The sequence below is a fragment of the Klebsiella sp. PK18 genome (assembly GCF_057784655.1).
In genome coordinates, this window is record NZ_CM173493.1 from 966,111 (window position 1) to 981,121 (window position 15,011).

The 15,011-nt window shown below is 59.6% G+C and carries 15 protein-coding genes; 7 read left to right on the forward strand and 8 right to left on the reverse strand.

Annotated elements, in window-relative coordinates:
- The first annotated feature begins 72 nt into the window (after nt 1–72).
- Nucleotides 73–882 (forward strand): tRNA cyclic N6-threonylcarbamoyladenosine(37) synthase TcdA, encoded by an 810-nt coding sequence (tcdA, locus tag AC3EMD_RS04825; RefSeq protein ID WP_008806278.1) that lies wholly within the window; start codon nt 73–75, stop codon nt 880–882.
- A 140-nt stretch (nt 883–1,022) separates the two neighbouring features.
- On the opposite strand, the gene csdE is transcribed toward tcdA, so the two are convergent.
- Both csdE and csdA read right to left on the reverse strand, forming a co-directional pair.
- Nucleotides 1,023–1,460, reverse strand: coding sequence for a cysteine desulfurase sulfur acceptor subunit CsdE (gene csdE / locus AC3EMD_RS04830; RefSeq protein ID WP_008806277.1), 438 nt, complete (start codon nt 1,458–1,460; stop codon nt 1,023–1,025).
- Nucleotides 1,460–2,665 carry a cysteine desulfurase CsdA gene (gene csdA, locus AC3EMD_RS04835; protein ID WP_008806276.1) on the reverse strand — a complete coding sequence of 402 codons (1,206 nt, stop codon included), beginning with the start codon at nt 2,663–2,665 and terminating at the stop codon, nt 1,460–1,462. Before csdA ends, csdE begins: the two co-directional genes overlap by 1 nt.
- Before the next feature lie 197 nt (nt 2,666–2,862).
- Between csdA and AC3EMD_RS04840 the strand changes: the two genes are divergently transcribed.
- From AC3EMD_RS04840 to rlmM, 4 genes are all read left to right on the forward strand, one after another.
- Nucleotides 2,863–3,087, forward strand: a complete 225-nt coding sequence (locus AC3EMD_RS04840; protein ID WP_002915549.1) for a YgdI/YgdR family lipoprotein — start codon at nt 2,863–2,865, stop codon at nt 3,085–3,087.
- Nucleotides 3,088–3,438: 351 nt separating this feature from the next.
- A complete protein-coding gene (gene gcvA / locus AC3EMD_RS04845; RefSeq protein ID WP_002915545.1) occupies nt 3,439–4,356 on the forward strand; it encodes a glycine cleavage system transcriptional regulator GcvA in 918 nt (305 codons plus the stop codon).
- 19 nt (nt 4,357–4,375) lie between these two features.
- Nucleotides 4,376–4,771 (forward strand): DUF423 domain-containing protein, encoded by a 396-nt coding sequence (locus tag AC3EMD_RS04850; RefSeq protein WP_002915543.1) that lies wholly within the window; start codon nt 4,376–4,378, stop codon nt 4,769–4,771.
- Entirely contained in the window at nt 4,764–5,864 is a 1,101-nt protein-coding gene (rlmM, locus tag AC3EMD_RS04855; protein ID WP_008806275.1) for a 23S rRNA (cytidine(2498)-2'-O)-methyltransferase RlmM, read from the forward strand. Before AC3EMD_RS04850 ends, rlmM begins: the two co-directional genes overlap by 8 nt.
- Before the next feature lie 48 nt (nt 5,865–5,912).
- On the opposite strand, the gene fucR is transcribed toward rlmM, so the two are convergent.
- The 5 genes from fucR to fucP all read right to left on the reverse strand — a co-directional run bounded on the left by fucR (nt 5,913) and on the right by fucP (nt 11,749).
- Nucleotides 5,913–6,623: an L-fucose operon activator gene (gene fucR / locus AC3EMD_RS04860; RefSeq protein WP_012540709.1), complete on the reverse strand. Its 711-nt coding sequence runs from the start codon at nt 6,621–6,623 to the stop codon at nt 5,913–5,915.
- 6 nt (nt 6,624–6,629) lie between these two features.
- The gene (gene fucU, locus AC3EMD_RS04865; RefSeq protein ID WP_302073959.1) at nt 6,630–7,103 is read right to left on the reverse strand and encodes an L-fucose mutarotase; all 474 of its coding nucleotides are present in this window, start codon (nt 7,101–7,103) and stop codon (nt 6,630–6,632) included.
- Nucleotide 7,104: 1 nt separating this feature from the next.
- The gene (gene fucK, locus AC3EMD_RS04870) at nt 7,105–8,523 is read right to left on the reverse strand and encodes an L-fuculokinase (RefSeq protein ID WP_088717932.1); all 1,419 of its coding nucleotides are present in this window, start codon (nt 8,521–8,523) and stop codon (nt 7,105–7,107) included.
- 107 nt (nt 8,524–8,630) lie between these two features.
- The gene (gene fucI / locus AC3EMD_RS04875) at nt 8,631–10,406 is read right to left on the reverse strand and encodes an L-fucose isomerase (RefSeq protein WP_012540713.1); all 1,776 of its coding nucleotides are present in this window, start codon (nt 10,404–10,406) and stop codon (nt 8,631–8,633) included.
- Nucleotides 10,407–10,438: 32 nt separating this feature from the next.
- A complete protein-coding gene (gene fucP, locus AC3EMD_RS04880; protein WP_020317279.1) occupies nt 10,439–11,749 on the reverse strand; it encodes an L-fucose:H+ symporter permease in 1,311 nt (436 codons plus the stop codon).
- 566 nt (nt 11,750–12,315) lie between these two features.
- Between fucP and fucA the strand changes: the two genes are divergently transcribed.
- Entirely contained in the window at nt 12,316–12,963 is a 648-nt protein-coding gene (gene fucA, locus AC3EMD_RS04885; RefSeq protein WP_012540715.1) for an L-fuculose-phosphate aldolase, read from the forward strand.
- A gap of 27 nt (nt 12,964–12,990) precedes the next feature.
- Complete coding sequence (gene fucO, locus AC3EMD_RS04890; protein ID WP_302073960.1) at nt 12,991–14,139, forward strand: lactaldehyde reductase; 1,149 nt, start codon at nt 12,991–12,993, stop codon at nt 14,137–14,139.
- Nucleotides 14,140–14,209: 70 nt separating this feature from the next.
- On the opposite strand, the gene xni is transcribed toward fucO, so the two are convergent.
- A complete protein-coding gene (xni, locus tag AC3EMD_RS04895; RefSeq protein ID WP_087653378.1) occupies nt 14,210–14,965 on the reverse strand; it encodes a flap endonuclease Xni in 756 nt (251 codons plus the stop codon).
- Nucleotides 14,966–15,011 lie beyond the last annotated feature (46 nt).

Here is a 15,011-nt window from a genome sequence, read left to right on the forward strand (position 1 = left end):
CTGTTGACCAGGGCGCCCGGATGACGCCGTTTACGGCGGCCTCCGGGCGCTGTCATTTTGTTCTGAGGTTCTATGTCTGTTGTAATCAGCGATGCCTGGCGCCAGCGTTTTGGCGGTACGGCACGTTTATATGGTGAAAAAGCGCTGCAATGTTTTGCCGATGCCCACGTCTGCGTGGTCGGGATCGGCGGGGTCGGCTCCTGGGCGGCGGAAGCGCTGGCGCGAACCGGCATCGGGGCGATCACCCTTATCGATATGGACGATGTCTGCGTCACCAATACCAACCGCCAGATCCATGCCCTGAGCGGCAACGTCGGGCTGGCGAAAGCGGAAGTGATGGCGGAGCGTATTCGTCTTATCAACCCGGAGTGTCGGGTGACGGTGGTGGATGATTTCGTGACCCCGGAAAACGTGGCGGAATATCTTGGCGTCGGCTTTAGCTATGTTATCGACGCGATCGATAGCGTCCGGCCGAAAGCGGCGCTTATCGCCTGGTGTCGCCGCTACAAAGTGCCGCTGGTCACCACCGGCGGGGCGGGCGGTCAGATTGACCCAACGCAGATCCAGGTCGCTGACCTGGCGAAGACCATCCAGGATCCGCTGGCGGCTAAACTGCGCGAGCGGCTGAAAAGCCAGTTTGGGGTGGTGAAAAACAGCAAAGGCAAGCTCGGCGTGGACTGCGTCTTCTCTACGGAAGCGCTGGTCTACCCGCAAGCGGACGGCAGCGTCTGCGCGATGAAGAGCACGGCGGAAGGGCCGAAACGGATGGACTGCGCTTCCGGCTTTGGCGCGGCTACCATGGTGACCGCGACCTTTGGCTTCGTCGCGGTATCGCATGCTCTGAAGAAGATGCTGGCGAAGGCGGAGCGGCAGACGACGTAAATCCCGGGCCGCGGCGCAGGCGCCTTACCCGGTCTACAGGACAATTCCCCGGAGGCGGCGCTGCGCACCTGTCCGGGCGACAAAACTGCATGAGCCCGTAGCCCGGGCAAGGCGCGTCAAGCGCCGCCCCCGGGATGAGCTTAAACCTCAACCTCGCGGGCGGCGGCGAGCACTGCCTCGCTGAGGGCGCTGAGGCCCTGGCTGCGCGAGGCGCTGAGCTGGCCGCGTAGCCCCAACTCGTCGAACAGCGCCAGCGGATCCTGCGCCAGCAGCTCAGCGGCGCTTTTGCCTTCCACGGCGGTCAAAAGTACCGCCAGCAGACCGCGCACAATCCGTCCTTCGCTGTCGCCAAAGAAGTGCAGCCTGCCCTCGGCATCCTCCTCATAGCCCAGCCAGACGCGGTTTTCACACCCGGCAATCTCCCGGGCCTGCGCTTTGCGCTCATCGGTCAGCGTCGGCAGCTTTTTGCCCAATAAAATCAGCTGACGATATTTATCCTCCCACTGGTTCAGCGGGGCGAAGGTCTGGCGCAGCGTGGCGTCGGTAATGGTTGTGCCGAAGGGGTGCAGAGTTGTCATTAATCCACCAGAATTTCCAGGGCGCGATCCACCGCGTGGACCAGCGCCGCAACATCGTCTTGGGTATTGTAGGGGGCGAAAGAGGCCCGCAGCGTGCCGCTGACCCCTAAGGCCGCCAGCAGCGGTTGGGCGCAGTGTTGCCCGGCGCGCAGAGCAATGCCGGACTCCGCCAGCAGCGTCACCAGATCGCTGTGATGAACACCGTCGAACTCAAAGGCCAGCAGGCTTGACTGCTGGCAGCGGAAAGAGCGGAAGCCCGGCCGTTTCGCCAGCGCCTCTTCCGCCAGACTCGCCAGACTGCGGCTCCAGTTTTCCGCCTGGCCGATATCGCTCTGCGCCAGCCACTCCAGGGCGGCGCTAAGGCCGATTACCCCGGCGACATTCGGCGTGCCGGCCTCGAGACCATAAGGGGCCGGCTGCGGCGTAAAGCCGTCAAAGCTGACCTCGGCGATCATTTTCCCGCCGCCGAGCCAGGGCGACATCGCCGCCAGCAGCTCGCTTTTGCCGTACAGGGCGCCGATCCCGGTCGGGCCATATAGCTTATGGCCGGAAAAGGCGTAAAAATCGATATCCAGCGCCTGCACGTCAGCGGGGAAATGCACCGCGCCCTGGGCGCCATCGACCATCACTACCATCCCGGCGGCGTGAGCAAGGCGGATAGCCTGCGCCAGGTCCGGGCAGCCGCCGGTGACGTTGGACATCTGACCGATGGCCAGCACCCGGCTGCGCGGGGTGATGAGCGCGCTGAGGCTGGCAATATCCGGCAGGCGGTCAGCGCCAAGCGGTAGTTTGACCACTCTGGCGCCGGTCTGCCCGGCTACCATCAGCCAGGGCACGAGGTTGGCATGATGCTCGGCTTCGCTAACGATAATTTCATCGCCAGGCTGCAGGCGCGGCCGGACGTAGCTCTGCGCCACCATATTGATGGCCTCGGTGGTTCCCCGCGTCCAGACGATATCTTTGCCGGACGGGGCGTTAAGCCATGCCGCCACGCGCTCGCGGGCCGCCTCGTAGCGCTCGGTCAGCCGCTGGGCGGCGGCGAACTGGCTGCGATGGACGTTGCCGGCGCTCAGGCGATAAAACTGGTCGCTGGCGTCGATCACCGCCTGCGGTTTGAGCGCGGTCGCCGCGCTGTCGAGATAGACGCCGGCATCGGCCAGAGCCGGAAACTGCGCGCGAAAGTGCGCCGGGTTGAATGCGTTCATGGAATTCCTCGTATCAATCCCGCGATCGTCGCGCAATTTGCCGGGCGTGACAAGGCCTCTGTGCCCTGTGGAATTGTCCGAATGTGACTCCAGGTGGGTCAAAGAGGGTTATGCTGAAAAGTGTTGGGTTTGTGTTTTAACCTATTACTTAACGAGTCACGAATAGTATAAATAGCCGTAAGGAGAGAAAAATGAAAATGACTAAGGCCGCTGCGATTATCTCTGCCTGTATGCTGACTTTAGGCCTGAGCGCCTGTTCCTCTAACTATGTGATGCATACCAATGATGGGCGAACCATCGTTACCGACGGGAAACCGCAAACCGATAATGATACTGGCATGATCTCGTATAAGGACGCGTGGGGCAACAAACAGCAGATCAATCGCTCTGACGTGAAACAGCTGGGTGAGCTGGACGAGTAAGGCAGTAAAAAGGCAAAAAAAAGCACCGCGCGTTGCGGTGCTACATTAAATCACTATGGACAGACAGGGTAAATGTACAGGAAGTGAAAAGGGGTAGCTTTGCTACCAGGGTCTGCAAAGACAGACCAATTGCAAACACAACAACACAACATCACAACCGTAAGCCAAAAGCTTGATGGAACACGCATTCCAAAAAAAGCTTCTCGTTCCGGCTCAGGAAGTGCCGCCACTATAGGTATTTGCTGGTAGAACCTCAACGGACAATTTATAATGGCTCAGATAAAAAAAACTAATAGGTTAATCATTGTTTCCTATTTGTTAAATTGAGTTAACATCTAAGCCAGAATAACCATGTCGAAGCGATTACCACCTCTGAATGCATTACGTGTTTTTGATGCAGCCGCACGTCATCTCAGCTTCACTCGGGCAGCCGATGAGCTTTTTGTGACGCAGGCCGCAGTCAGCCATCAAATCAAGTCTCTCGAGGATTTTCTGGGCCTTAAGCTGTTCCGGCGGCGCAATCGTTCGCTGCTGTTAACGGAAGAAGGGCAGAGCTATTTTCAGGATATTAAAGAGATTTTTTCGCAACTGACGGAAGCGACGCGTAAACTGCAGGCGCGCAGCGCCAAAGGGGCATTAACGGTCAGTTTATTGCCAAGTTTCGCCATTCAGTGGCTGGTGCCGAGACTGACAAGCTTTAACTCAGCTTATCCGGGAATCGACGTCAGGATCCAGGCGGTGGACCGCCAGGAGGATAAGCTGGCGGACGATGTCGATGTGGCGATTTTTTACGGCCGCGGCAACTGGCCGGGCCTGCGTGTGGAAAAATTGTACGCCGAGTATCTGCTGCCGGTCTGTTCCCCGCTCTTGCTCACCGGCGACAAAGCATTGAAAACGCCTGCCGATCTGGCGCAACATACGCTGCTTCACGATGCGTCCCGTCGCGACTGGCAAACTTATACCCGCCAGCTTGGTCTAAGCCATATTAATGTGCAACAGGGGCCGATTTTCAGCCATAGCGCGATGGTGCTGCAGGCGGCCATTCACGGGCAGGGTGTGGCGCTGGCCAACAACGTGATGGCGCAGTCCGAAATTGAAGCCGGTCGTCTGGTGTGTCCGTTTAATGATGTTCTGGTCAGTAAGAATGCGTTTTACCTTGTTTGCCATGACAGTCAGGCAGAACTGGGTAAAATAGCCGCTTTCCGGCAATGGATCCTGGCGAAAGCGGCAAGTGAGCAAGAAAAATTCCGCTTTCGTTATGAACAATAAATACTTGTAGGGTAAAAACATGACCAGCCGTTTTATGCTGATATTCGCCGCGATTAGCGGCTTTATCTTTGTGGCTCTGGGTGCCTTTGGCGCGCATGTATTAAGTCAATCGCTCGGCGCGGCGGAGATGGCCTGGATCCATACCGGCCTGGAGTATCAGGCCTTCCATACCCTGGCGATTTTTGGTCTGGCGGTGGCGATGCAGCGTCGGATCAGTATCTGGTTCTACTGGAGCAGCGTGTTTCTGGCGTTAGGGACCGTGCTGTTCAGCGGCAGCCTCTATTGTCTGGCGCTGTCTCATTTACGTCTGTGGGCGTTCGTGACCCCGGTGGGCGGCGTAAGCTTCCTCGCCGGTTGGGTTTTAATGTTAATTGGTGCAATTCGTCTGAAACGTAAGGGCGTTGTTCATGAATAAGGTTGTCCTCTATTGTCGCCCTGGGTTTGAGAAAGAGTGCGCAGCAGAAATTACCGATAAGGCCGCCCGCCTTGAGGTGTTTGGTTTTGCCCGGGTCAAAGAAGACTCTGGTTATGTGATTTTTGAAGGTTATCAGCAAGACGACGGTGAGAAGCTGGTACGCGATCTGCCGTTCAGCTCGCTGATTTTCGCCCGTCAGATGTTCGTGGTCGGCGAACTGCTGCGCGACCTGCCGCCGGAGGATCGCATTACTCCGATCGTCGGCATGCTGCAGGGCGTGGTGGAGAAGGGTGGCGAGCTGCGTGTGGAAGTGGCGGATACCAACGAAAGCAAAGAGCTGATGAAGTTCTGCCGCAAGTTCACGGTGCCGTTACGCGCGGCGCTGCGCGAGGCGGGCGTGCTGACCAACTATGAAACGCCAAAGCGACCGGTGGTGCATGTGTTCTTTATCGCACCCGGCTGCTGCTATACCGGCTACTCGTACAGCAACAACAACTCACCGTTCTATATGGGCATTCCGCGGCTGAAGTTTCCGTCCGATGCCCCGAGCCGTTCCACCCTCAAGCTGGAAGAGGCGTTCCACGTCTTTATTCCGGCGGACGAGTGGGACGAGCGCCTGGCGAACGGCATGTATGCCGTCGATCTCGGCGCCTGCCCGGGCGGCTGGACCTATCAGCTGGTGAAGCGCAACATGTGGGTCTCTTCGGTCGATAACGGCCCGATGGCCCAGAGCCTGATGGATACCGGCCAGGTGACCTGGCTGCGCGAAGATGGCTTCCGCTATCGTCCGAACCGCAACAACATCTCGTGGATGGTCTGCGATATGGTGGAGAAACCGGCGAAGGTGGCGGCGCTGATGGCGCAGTGGCTGGTCAACGGCTGGTGCCGGGAGACCATCTTCAACCTCAAGCTGCCGATGAAAAAGCGCTATGAAGAGGTGTCGCAGAATCTGGCCTATATTCAGGCCCAACTGGACGAGCACGGCATCAACGCCCAGATCCAGGCGCGTCAGCTGTATCACGATCGTGAAGAGGTGACCGTTCATGTGCGTCGCCTGTGGGCCGCCGTCGGCGGACGTCGCGACGAGCGTTAATCCTTCCCCCTCAGGCCGGAGACGCGTGCGCGTCCTCCGGCCTTCCCCTTAAGGCTGCGGCGCATCCGACACAATATGCGTCACGTCATCCAGATGACCAATCCTCGCCTCGCCGGAGCGGTTGAACTTGCTTTTGTCGATCAGCAGTAGCGACTGCGCCGCGCGCTTAAGCAGGATCGATTTAAAGTCGGCATTGAACGCATTGGAGTCCCATAGCGCGCCCTGCGGGTCGATGCCTTCGCAGGAAAAAATAAACAGATCGATCTCCAGCGATTTCAGCTGGGAAATCAGCGCCGGGTTCACGTAGCAGCCATATTTCCGCTGCAGAGTGCCGCCGGAGCAGGTGAGCGTGATTTGGTCGCGTTTGGCCAGCTCCTGGCAGATGGGCTGGCTGTTGGTAAAGACGTGCAGCGGGCGGTCCGGCAGCTGGCGGGCGAGATACCAGCAAGTGGAGCTGGCATCGAGGGCGATCACCATCCCTTCGTCAATCCAGGCCAGCGCTTCGCGGGCGATATCGGCTTTATGCGCGTAATGGCTTTTCAGCCGCATGTGAAAAGGGTCGCCGCTGTCCTGGCTGCGCTGATGGATCACTTTGGCCCGGCCGTGGTTGCGCAGCACTTTGCCCTGCGCCTGCAGCTCGCTCAGATCGCGGCGAATGGTTTCCCTGCTGACGTTGAGCTGTTTTGACAAGGTTTCGGTGGTCAGGCTGCTGTGGTTGATCAGGAGATCGACGATCGCCTGCTGGCGGGCTGCTTTCATTTATTCTCATCCCATCATTGATTGAGCGTCTGCATCAGGCAGACGCTCCGGCATGAGATTACGGCGTGACTCCTTTTTTAAAAGGATATTTCCGTACTTAGCACGCTCTCCTGTGATAACGATCGCAAAGGCTTTTTGCGCCCGGTCGTAGAAGGCAAAGCGGTCAATCCGCACGATATCCGGGCAGGGGGCCTGCGCCGATAGCGCCTGCCGATAGCGCTGTTCCACCGTCGGGTCCAGCGCATCGCCTTCGACGGCGGCCATCATCACCAGCGGCGGCGCGTAGCTGTCTAACTCGAACAGCGGGATAATCGCCTGCAGCAGATCGCTGACCCGCAGGCCATCGGCGCGGATCACCTGTGGCCCCATGCTGTGCGCCGGGAAATGGGCATCGGAAAAAATGATTTCATCCCCATGGCCCATTTCGGCCAGCACTTTCAGCAGCTCCGGCGATATCAGCGGGGAAATGGTTTTGAGCATCTCAGGCTTCCTCTGTTAATTCAGGTTCAGTTTGCGGCCAAAAATAGCGGTAGCGGTACGCGACCTGCGCTCTGGCCTGTTCCGGCGAAGAGAACTCGCCCACGCCATACCAGCCAAACATCGCCGCGCCGGCCACCGTGGTTTCGGCATCATCGAGAACTTTGATCGGTATTCCAAGCCGGTCGGCCTTGATCTGGTTCCACAGCGCGTTGCGGCTGCCGCCGCCCACCAGCAGCAGCTCTTGCGCCCGGAAGCGGCCGATGTTTTCCAGGGTTTGCAGATGCTGCGCCAGCTGGTCGCTTAACCCCTCCAGCGCGGCGCGGTAAAAATGGCCGCGGGTGGTGTTGAGCGTGACGCCCTGCCAGCCGGCGTGCTGGCTGGCGAGCAGGTCGCACTGCATCCTGACGCCCTGGGCGCCGGGCGGGATCGCCTGCGCTTCGGCAATCAGCGTCTGCCACGGCGTGTCAGCGCTCCACAACAGCTTGCGCACCCATTCGAGCACGCCGGAGGCCAGCCACTGCATTCCCGGGTTATAGCGGCCCGGCTGGCTGTCCAGCTCGCAGGTGGAGCCGCTGTAGTCGCAGAGCAGCGAAGTGTCGACCTGGGCGCTGCGCACCATCAGGATCTCCCAGGTCCCGGAGGAGAGCACCGGCTCATCCTGCCCGGCGCCGGCGCCAAACAGAGCGAACTGGGTGTCATGCCCGGCCGAGATAACCGGGATCCCGACGGGAAGGCCCAGCAGCGCAGCGGCCTCCGGCAGCAGGGCGCCGATCGGCTGGCCTGCTTCAACCAGCCGCGGGAACAGGCGGCGCGGCAGGCCGGTCGCCTGCAGGATTGGCGCGCTGAAATCGCGCTGCCGGAGATCGAGCATCTGGCTGGTGCCCGCCATGGTGAGGTCGGTGGTGAACTCCCCGGTCAGCCGATGGTTGATCAGCGACGAAATAAACAGCCAGGCATGGGCCTGCGCCAGCAGCTGCGGGTGGCACTCTTTCAGCCAGATCAGCTTATACAGGGTGTTGAACGCAAACGCGCCGACGCCGGCAATCTGCTGCAGCTGGTGTGCTGGCATATACTGGCTGATATTCTCCATCACCGCCGCGGTGCGCGGGCATTTCCAGCTGATGATCGGATACAGCAGGGCACCCTGCTCATCCACCAGCGCGCCATCGACGCCAAAGGTCGTGACGGTGATGCCGCGCACCGTGCAGGAGGCCAGCTGGTCATGGATCTGCCGACAGCAGTCGGCAAAGCGCTGCATAATGGCCTCCAGCGACCACTGGTGCCAGTCGCTGTTCTCCGCCGCGATGTCGCTGGCGTTCGCCGTTGCGGCGCGGGCGATAATGTTTCCCTGTCGGTCAACGGCCATCGCCCGCACGTTGGTGGCGCCGCAGTCGAGGACCAGGATAACGTCTTGCTTCATAGTGACTCCCGAAACAACATCGCCGGATGGCGCGGCGCTTATCCGGCCTACAGACCGCGCGCATCTGTAGGCCCGGTAAGCCTGCGCCACCGGGCGAAACCAACCTGTTAACGCTTATACAGCGGCCCGTAGTTCTGGCAGGCGCGGTAGTCCTGGCCCTCGATATCCATGCCATGCGCAGCCCAGGCGGAGGGGCGGTAGATTTTCGCCGCTTCCACGTTGTGCATGCAGACAGGAATGCGCAGCATGGCGGCGAGGGTAATGAAATCCGCGCCAACGTGGCCGATGGTCAGCACGCCGTGGTTGGCGCCCCAGTTAGCCATCACCGAGTACACATCGCTGAACGGACCCTTGCCGGTCAGGCGTGGGGCAAACCAGGTGGTGGGCCAGGTGGAGTTGGTACGGGCGTCGAGCTGGTCGTGCATCGCTTTGGGCAGCGCCACGCTCCAGCCTTCGGCAATTTGCAGCACCGGCCCCAGGCCTTTGATGATGTTTACCCGGGTCATGGTGAACGGTACGCCGCCTTCGGTCAGGAAGCGGGAAGAGAAGCCGCCGCCGCGGAAGTATTCGTGGATCGCCGGGCACCATTCGGTCGCCGCGAGGCAGGCATCCGCCTCGTTCTGCTCAATCTCCCAGTGAGGTTTCATCGTCGGGTTGCCCTGCGCGTCGCGCTGCTGGCAGGAGCCGTCCAGCGCCGCAGAGCCGGAGTTAATCAGGTGAATGATGCCGTGCTCCGCCCGCCCGGTGAGCGGCTGCCCGGTGACCCGCTCAACGGCGTCCGGCGACCAGTAGGTGCGCACGTCGGCAAACACCTGGGCGGTGCCGGTGAGCTGATGACCCATCAGCATGGCCACGCCGTTGAGGCTGTCGTTTTCGGTAGCGACGACAAATGGCTCGCGCACCCCGTTCCAGTCAAAAGAGCTGTTGAGCAGCGCTTCAGCGGTATCGCCATTGGGGTATTGATCGGTCCAGTGGCGCTGACCCTGGAAACCGGCGGCGATGGCGTTGTAGCCCAGCGACTCCTCCACCAGCCCTTTTTCCGCCAGTTTCGGGTTGCCCTGCATCATGTCGCGGATGCACATCGCCATCAGCAGGCTCTCTTTCAGCACCGCGCGGCTCTGTGTTTCATTGCGCTTATACTGCTCAGCGTTCTGATCTTCGCCGTAGCGGAAGTGTTTATCCGCCCACGCCAGCGCCATCTCCAGCTCGGTTTCATCATAGATTTTCTGATCGATTCGCCGGCGCAGCTCCGTCATGTCGACAGCCTGCACCTTCATGCCGAGCCAGGATTCAAAGAAATTGTGGTCGACGATGGAGCCGGCGATGCCCATTGAGACGCCGCCCAGCGACAGATAGCTTTTCCCTTTCATACTGGCGACGGCCAGGCCGGCGCGCGCGAAGCGCAACAGCTTTTCTTCGACGTCCGCCGGGATCGAGGTGTCATCGGCATCCTGCACGTCATGTCCGTAGATGGAGAACGCCGGGATCCCTTTCTGGCTATGGGCCGCCAGCGCGGCGGCCAGATAGACCGCCCCCGGACGTTCGGTGCCGTTAAAGCCCCAGATGGCCTTCGGGCGCAGCGGATCCATGTCGATGGTTTCGCTGCCGTAGCACCAGCAGGGGGTGACGGTGATGGTGACGCCGACGTTCTGGCTGCTGAATTTCTCTTCACAGGCGGCCGACTCGGCCATGCCGGCGATGCAGGTATCGGCAATCACGCACTCCACCCGGGCGCCGCAGGCGTGGCGCAGTTTCTCGCTGATAAGCGCGGCGGTGGCTTTCGCCATGTTCATGGTTTGCGCTTCCAGCGACTCGCGGACCCCCATGCGACGACCATCGATTACCGGGCGGATACCGATCTTCGGTAAGCTGATTTTTTTCATTACAGATCCCTCAGGTTATGCGGATAACAGGTTTAGTTCGTCGCCGCTTGTGAACGGAAACGGGCAAAAATAAAGATGATGGCGAAGCACAGCGCCGGGACCAGTTCGGCGGTCGGGATATTGCCGGCGGCGTCGCTGACAAAGCCCATCACCGGGGTGACGATCCCGCCGCCGATAATGGTCATGACGATAAAGGACGAGCCATATTTGGTGTCCTGGCCCAGATGCTTAATCCCCAGCGAGAAGATGGTCGGGTACTGAATGGACATAAAGGCGCTGCACAGGGTCAGGGCCAGCAGGCCGACGTGGCCGCCGCTGAAGGCGGAGAGCAAACAGAGCAGCATGGCGATAAACGCATAGATAGCGAGCACGTTATGCGGCGCAAAGCGGCGGATAAGCCAGGTGCCGGTGAAACGGCCAATAAAGAAGCAGACCATGGTGGCGGTCAGGTAGTTGGCGGCGAAACCGGCCGTCATGCCCGGGATCTCTTCGATAGCGTAGCGAATCAGGTAGCTCCAGCAGGCAGTTTGCGCGCCGACGTAGCAGAACTGGGCCAGCACCGCCCAGCGCCAGTGACGGATGCGCATCAGGCGCGTCAGCGAGGCGAGGAAGGTGCTCTGCGCGCTGTCGCTGTGGTCATCGCTCTGCAGGGAGGGGAAGCGGGTACAGACGATCAGCAGGGCAACCAGCAGGACGATGGCCACGATAATCATATAGGGGGTTTGTACCGACAGGACCAGGCTGTGCTTCCAGGCGCTGAGCTGTTCTGGCGTCATTTTATCCAGCACCTCCTGCGGCTGATGCGGGACGTTAGACAAAATAAGACTCTGGCCAAATACCACGGCAATAATGGCGCCAAATGAGTTAAAGGTCTGGGCCAGATTAAGGCGGAAGTGACCGCCGCTTTCCGGACCGAGAACGGTCACAAACGGGTTGGCCGCCGTTTCCAGACAGCCAAGCCCGGCGGCGATAATAAATAATCCAATCAGGAATAAAGTGTAGTTCATCACTTCGGCGGCAGGCCAGAACAGCGCGGCGCCGCAGGCATATAAAAACAGACCCGTAAGAATTCCTGCTTTATAGCTGAATTTTTTCATCAGCATCCCAGCGGGGATGGGAATAATAAAATAGCCAAAATAAAAGGCCGACTGAATTAATCCGGCCTGGAAATTAGTCAGGGTAAAGGCCTGTTGAAATTGCGGTAATAAAATATCATTCAGATTATTAGCCACCGCCCACAGAAAAAAGAGGGAGCACAGCAGAGCAAAAGGAATAATGTAGCTCTTACTCTGCCCGCTCTCCATGGCGCGGTAACTTTGCGTTGGTATCGTTGTGTTTCCCATAGCGTCCTCATCAGTTCAGAAGCATTTACAACAACATTCAGGGCGCAGTCTGGTGCTGCAGCAGACCGCAAAATTAAGTGAGCTCAGGTGACGCGCCGGTGAGTGAAATGAAAGTCACGGCGGAACTCATGACTTCATTTTCAAATAAAAACCGCCTGTTAATATGATGATGGTCACACTTAACGATCTGCGGGCCATTTTATGTGATAATTGTCACTTTAATTTTTCAAAAACGCTGACCGTTTGAGAAAATAAATTCACAAAACCACAACGCTAATGACCGAATGAATGTATATCGTGGAAAACGGGCAAATGTTACAAAGAAATAAAATGCCCGCTTGATGAAATATTATTAAGAACGGGCATTTTAAACACTCTCTTAATGGGCATGGTTGCTTTATTCATGGCGGAATTATTGACGCGGTTCACAAAATATAGTCATGAAAATTCCCCTTTGATTATTCAGGTTGATGATGAAGACCATTATTCACCCTATCCCACGGTAGCCGACGATATTTCTGTTGCCCTGCCGTTGACGGATGATGAGTCACCAAAAGAGGAACGCAATGGAAAGAAACAGACTGGCCCGGCAGATTATCGATACCTGCCTGGAAATGACCCGCCTGGGGTTAAATCAGGGGACCGCCGGCAATGTCAGCGTGCGCTATCAGGGAGGAATGCTGATCACCCCCACCGGTATCCCGTATGAAAAGCTGACGGAAGACAAGATCGTCTTTATTGATGCCGATGGCCAGCATGAGCAGGGAAAATTGCCCTCCAGCGAATGGCGTTTTCATCAGGCGGCCTACCAGACGCGGCCCGATGCCCAGGCGGTGGTCCACAATCACGCTGTCCATTGTACGGCGGTGTCGATCCTCAACCGGCCCATCCCGGCCATCCACTATATGATCGCCGCGGCCGGCGGGAATTCGATCCCCTGCGCGCCCTATGCCACCTTCGGCACCCGCGAGCTGTCTGAGCATGTCGCGGTAGCGCTGAAGCACCGCAAAGCCACGCTGCTGCAGCATCATGGCCTGATCGCCTGCGAGGCCAGCCTGGAGAAAGCGCTCTGGCTGGCGCATGAAGTGGAAGTCCTGGCCCAGCTCTATCTCAGCACGCTGGCGATTATCGACCCGGTACCGGTGCTGAATGACGAGGCGATCGCCATCGTGCTGGAGAAGTTCAAAACCTACGGATTACGTATTGAAGAGTGATGCCGCAACGCTAACAGGAGAGACGCGATGGCAAACCGAATGATCCTCAACGAAACGGCGTGGTTTGGCTGGGGGGCGATAAACGCATTAACCGATGAAGTGGCGCGGCGCGGCTATCGCAAAGCATTGATCGTCACCGACAGCACCCTCGCCCGGTGCGGCGTGGCGGCGAAAGTCACTGATAAACTGGATGCCGCCGGGCTGGCATGGGATATGTTCAGCGACGTGATCCCTAACCCGACCATTGCCGTGGTCCAGCAGGGGCTGCAGGCCTTTCAGCGCAGCGGGGCGGATTACCTGATCGCCATCGGCGGCGGTTCGCCGCAGGATACCTGTAAGGCGATCGGTATTATTCAGCGTAACTCGGAATTCGCCGATGTCCGTAGCCTGGAGGGGCTGTCGCCCACCCGTCAGCCCAGCGTGCCGATCTTCGCGGTGCCGACCACCGCGGGTACCGCGGCGGAGGTGACGATTAACTATGTCATCACCGATGAAGAACAGCGGCGCAAGTTCGTCTGCGTCGATCCGCATGATATCCCGCAGGTGGCCTTTATCGATGCCGATATGATGGACGCCATGCCGCCGGCGCTGAAGGCGGCCACCGGCGTGGACGCCCTGACGCACGCTATCGAAGGGTATCTCACTCGCGGCGCCTGGGCTTTGACTGATGCGCTGCACCTCAAGGCTATCGAGATCATTGCCGGGGCGCTGCGCGGCTCGGTTGCCGGGGATGCCGGCGCGGGCGAAGCCATGGCGCTGGGCCAGTACGTCGCGGGGATGGGATTTTCCAACGTCGGGCTCGGGCTGGTGCACGGCATGGCGCATCCGCTCGGCGCTTTTTACAACACGCCGCACGGCGTGGCGAATGCCATCCTGCTACCGCACGTGATGCGCTTTAATGCTGAGGCGACGGGGGAAAAATATCGCGACATCGCCCGGGCGATGGGCGTCAGGGCGGAAGCGTTAAGCCTGATCGCCGCACGCGAGGCGGCAGTGGAGGCGGTCTGCCAGCTAAACCGCGATGTCGGTATTCCCGGCCATCTGCGCGAGGTGGGCGTCAGGAAAGAGGATATTCCGGCGCTGGCGCAGGCGGCGCTGGAGGATGTGTGTACCGGCGGTAACCCGCGTGAGGCGAGCCTGGCCGATATCGTCGGGTTATATCAGGCGGCCTGGTGATTGCCTGGCCCGGGTAAAGCAGGCAGTGCCGGAGGCAGTTACCCTGCACCGGCGCACCTCTTAACGATGGTTAGCGCGTCAGCCGCAGCTGCTGCAGATTGCCATCCAGCTGGAGGTCGGTCTGCAGGCGGGCCACTTCCCGGCAGGTGAAGGCCATCTCCTGATGCGCGGCCAGCTTTTTGCGCCACTTCTCCGGCACCTCGGCCAGACGGGCGTACAGCTCCTCCAGGTCCTGAAACTCGTTCAACAGCTGGGCGGCGCTTTTGGGTCCAATGCCCGCCACGCCCGGCACCTTCGAGCTGCTGATCCCCGCCAGCCCCCAGTAATCCGCCAGTTGCTCCGGAGTGACACCGAACTCGCTGGCGATAAAGGGCGCGTCCAGCCAGCGCTTCTGAAAGTAGTCGCGGATGCGGATGGTGGGCGACAGCAGCTGACAGTAGCCTTTGTCGGTGGAGACAATGGTGGCCTGATGGCCCGCCTGGGCCACCTTTACCGCCAGGGTGGCGGCGAGGTCGTCCGCTTCGCTGCCCGGCGAGGCCCAGCAGCGGATCCCCCGCTGTTCGAAGGCCGCCCGCAGCGCTGGCATCTCGGCCACCAGCGTTTCCGGCATCGGCGCGCGGCCGGCTTTGTACTCCGGCAGGCGCTGGTGGCGCCAGCCGTGGGCGCGATCTTCATCATCAAACACCGCCACCGCGTGGGTGGGCTGACTGTGGACGATCAGCTGCTCCAGCGCATGCAGGCAGGTATCGACGCAGGGCGAACCCTGCACCGCATGGATGCGGCGGATCAGATTTAACGCGTCGACGATTAACAGATGAACAGCCACAGATACCCCCTTATTCTCAGCGTCTTTAGGGTAACATTGCCATCGG

Excerpts from the sequence above, each read along its gene's own strand:
- AC3EMD_RS04840 (WP_002915549.1), top strand. The coding sequence starts at position 2,863 with ATGACTAAGGCCGCTGCGATTATCTCTGCCTGTATGCTGACTTTAGGC.
- rlmM (WP_008806275.1), top strand. The coding sequence starts at position 4,764 with ATGAATAAGGTTGTCCTCTATTGTCGCCCTGGGTTTGAGAAAGAGTGC.
- fucU (WP_302073959.1), bottom strand. The coding sequence starts at position 7,103 with ATGCTCAAAACCATTTCCCCGCTGATATCGCCGGAGCTGCTGAAAGTG.
- AC3EMD_RS04850 (WP_002915543.1), top strand. The coding sequence starts at position 4,376 with ATGACCAGCCGTTTTATGCTGATATTCGCCGCGATTAGCGGCTTTATC.
- csdA (WP_008806276.1), bottom strand. The coding sequence starts at position 2,665 with ATGAACGCATTCAACCCGGCGCACTTTCGCGCGCAGTTTCCGGCTCTG.
- csdE (WP_008806277.1), bottom strand. The coding sequence starts at position 1,460 with ATGACAACTCTGCACCCCTTCGGCACAACCATTACCGACGCCACGCTG.
- fucA (WP_012540715.1), top strand. The coding sequence starts at position 12,316 with ATGGAAAGAAACAGACTGGCCCGGCAGATTATCGATACCTGCCTGGAA.
- fucK (WP_088717932.1), bottom strand. The coding sequence starts at position 8,523 with ATGAAGCAAGACGTTATCCTGGTCCTCGACTGCGGCGCCACCAACGTG.
- fucR (WP_012540709.1), bottom strand. The coding sequence starts at position 6,623 with ATGAAAGCAGCCCGCCAGCAGGCGATCGTCGATCTCCTGATCAACCAC.
- fucP (WP_020317279.1), bottom strand. The coding sequence starts at position 11,749 with ATGGGAAACACAACGATACCAACGCAAAGTTACCGCGCCATGGAGAGC.
- gcvA (WP_002915545.1), top strand. The coding sequence starts at position 3,439 with ATGTCGAAGCGATTACCACCTCTGAATGCATTACGTGTTTTTGATGCA.
- fucO (WP_302073960.1), top strand. The coding sequence starts at position 12,991 with ATGGCAAACCGAATGATCCTCAACGAAACGGCGTGGTTTGGCTGGGGG.
- fucI (WP_012540713.1), bottom strand. The coding sequence starts at position 10,406 with ATGAAAAAAATCAGCTTACCGAAGATCGGTATCCGCCCGGTAATCGAT.
- tcdA (WP_008806278.1), top strand. The coding sequence starts at position 73 with ATGTCTGTTGTAATCAGCGATGCCTGGCGCCAGCGTTTTGGCGGTACG.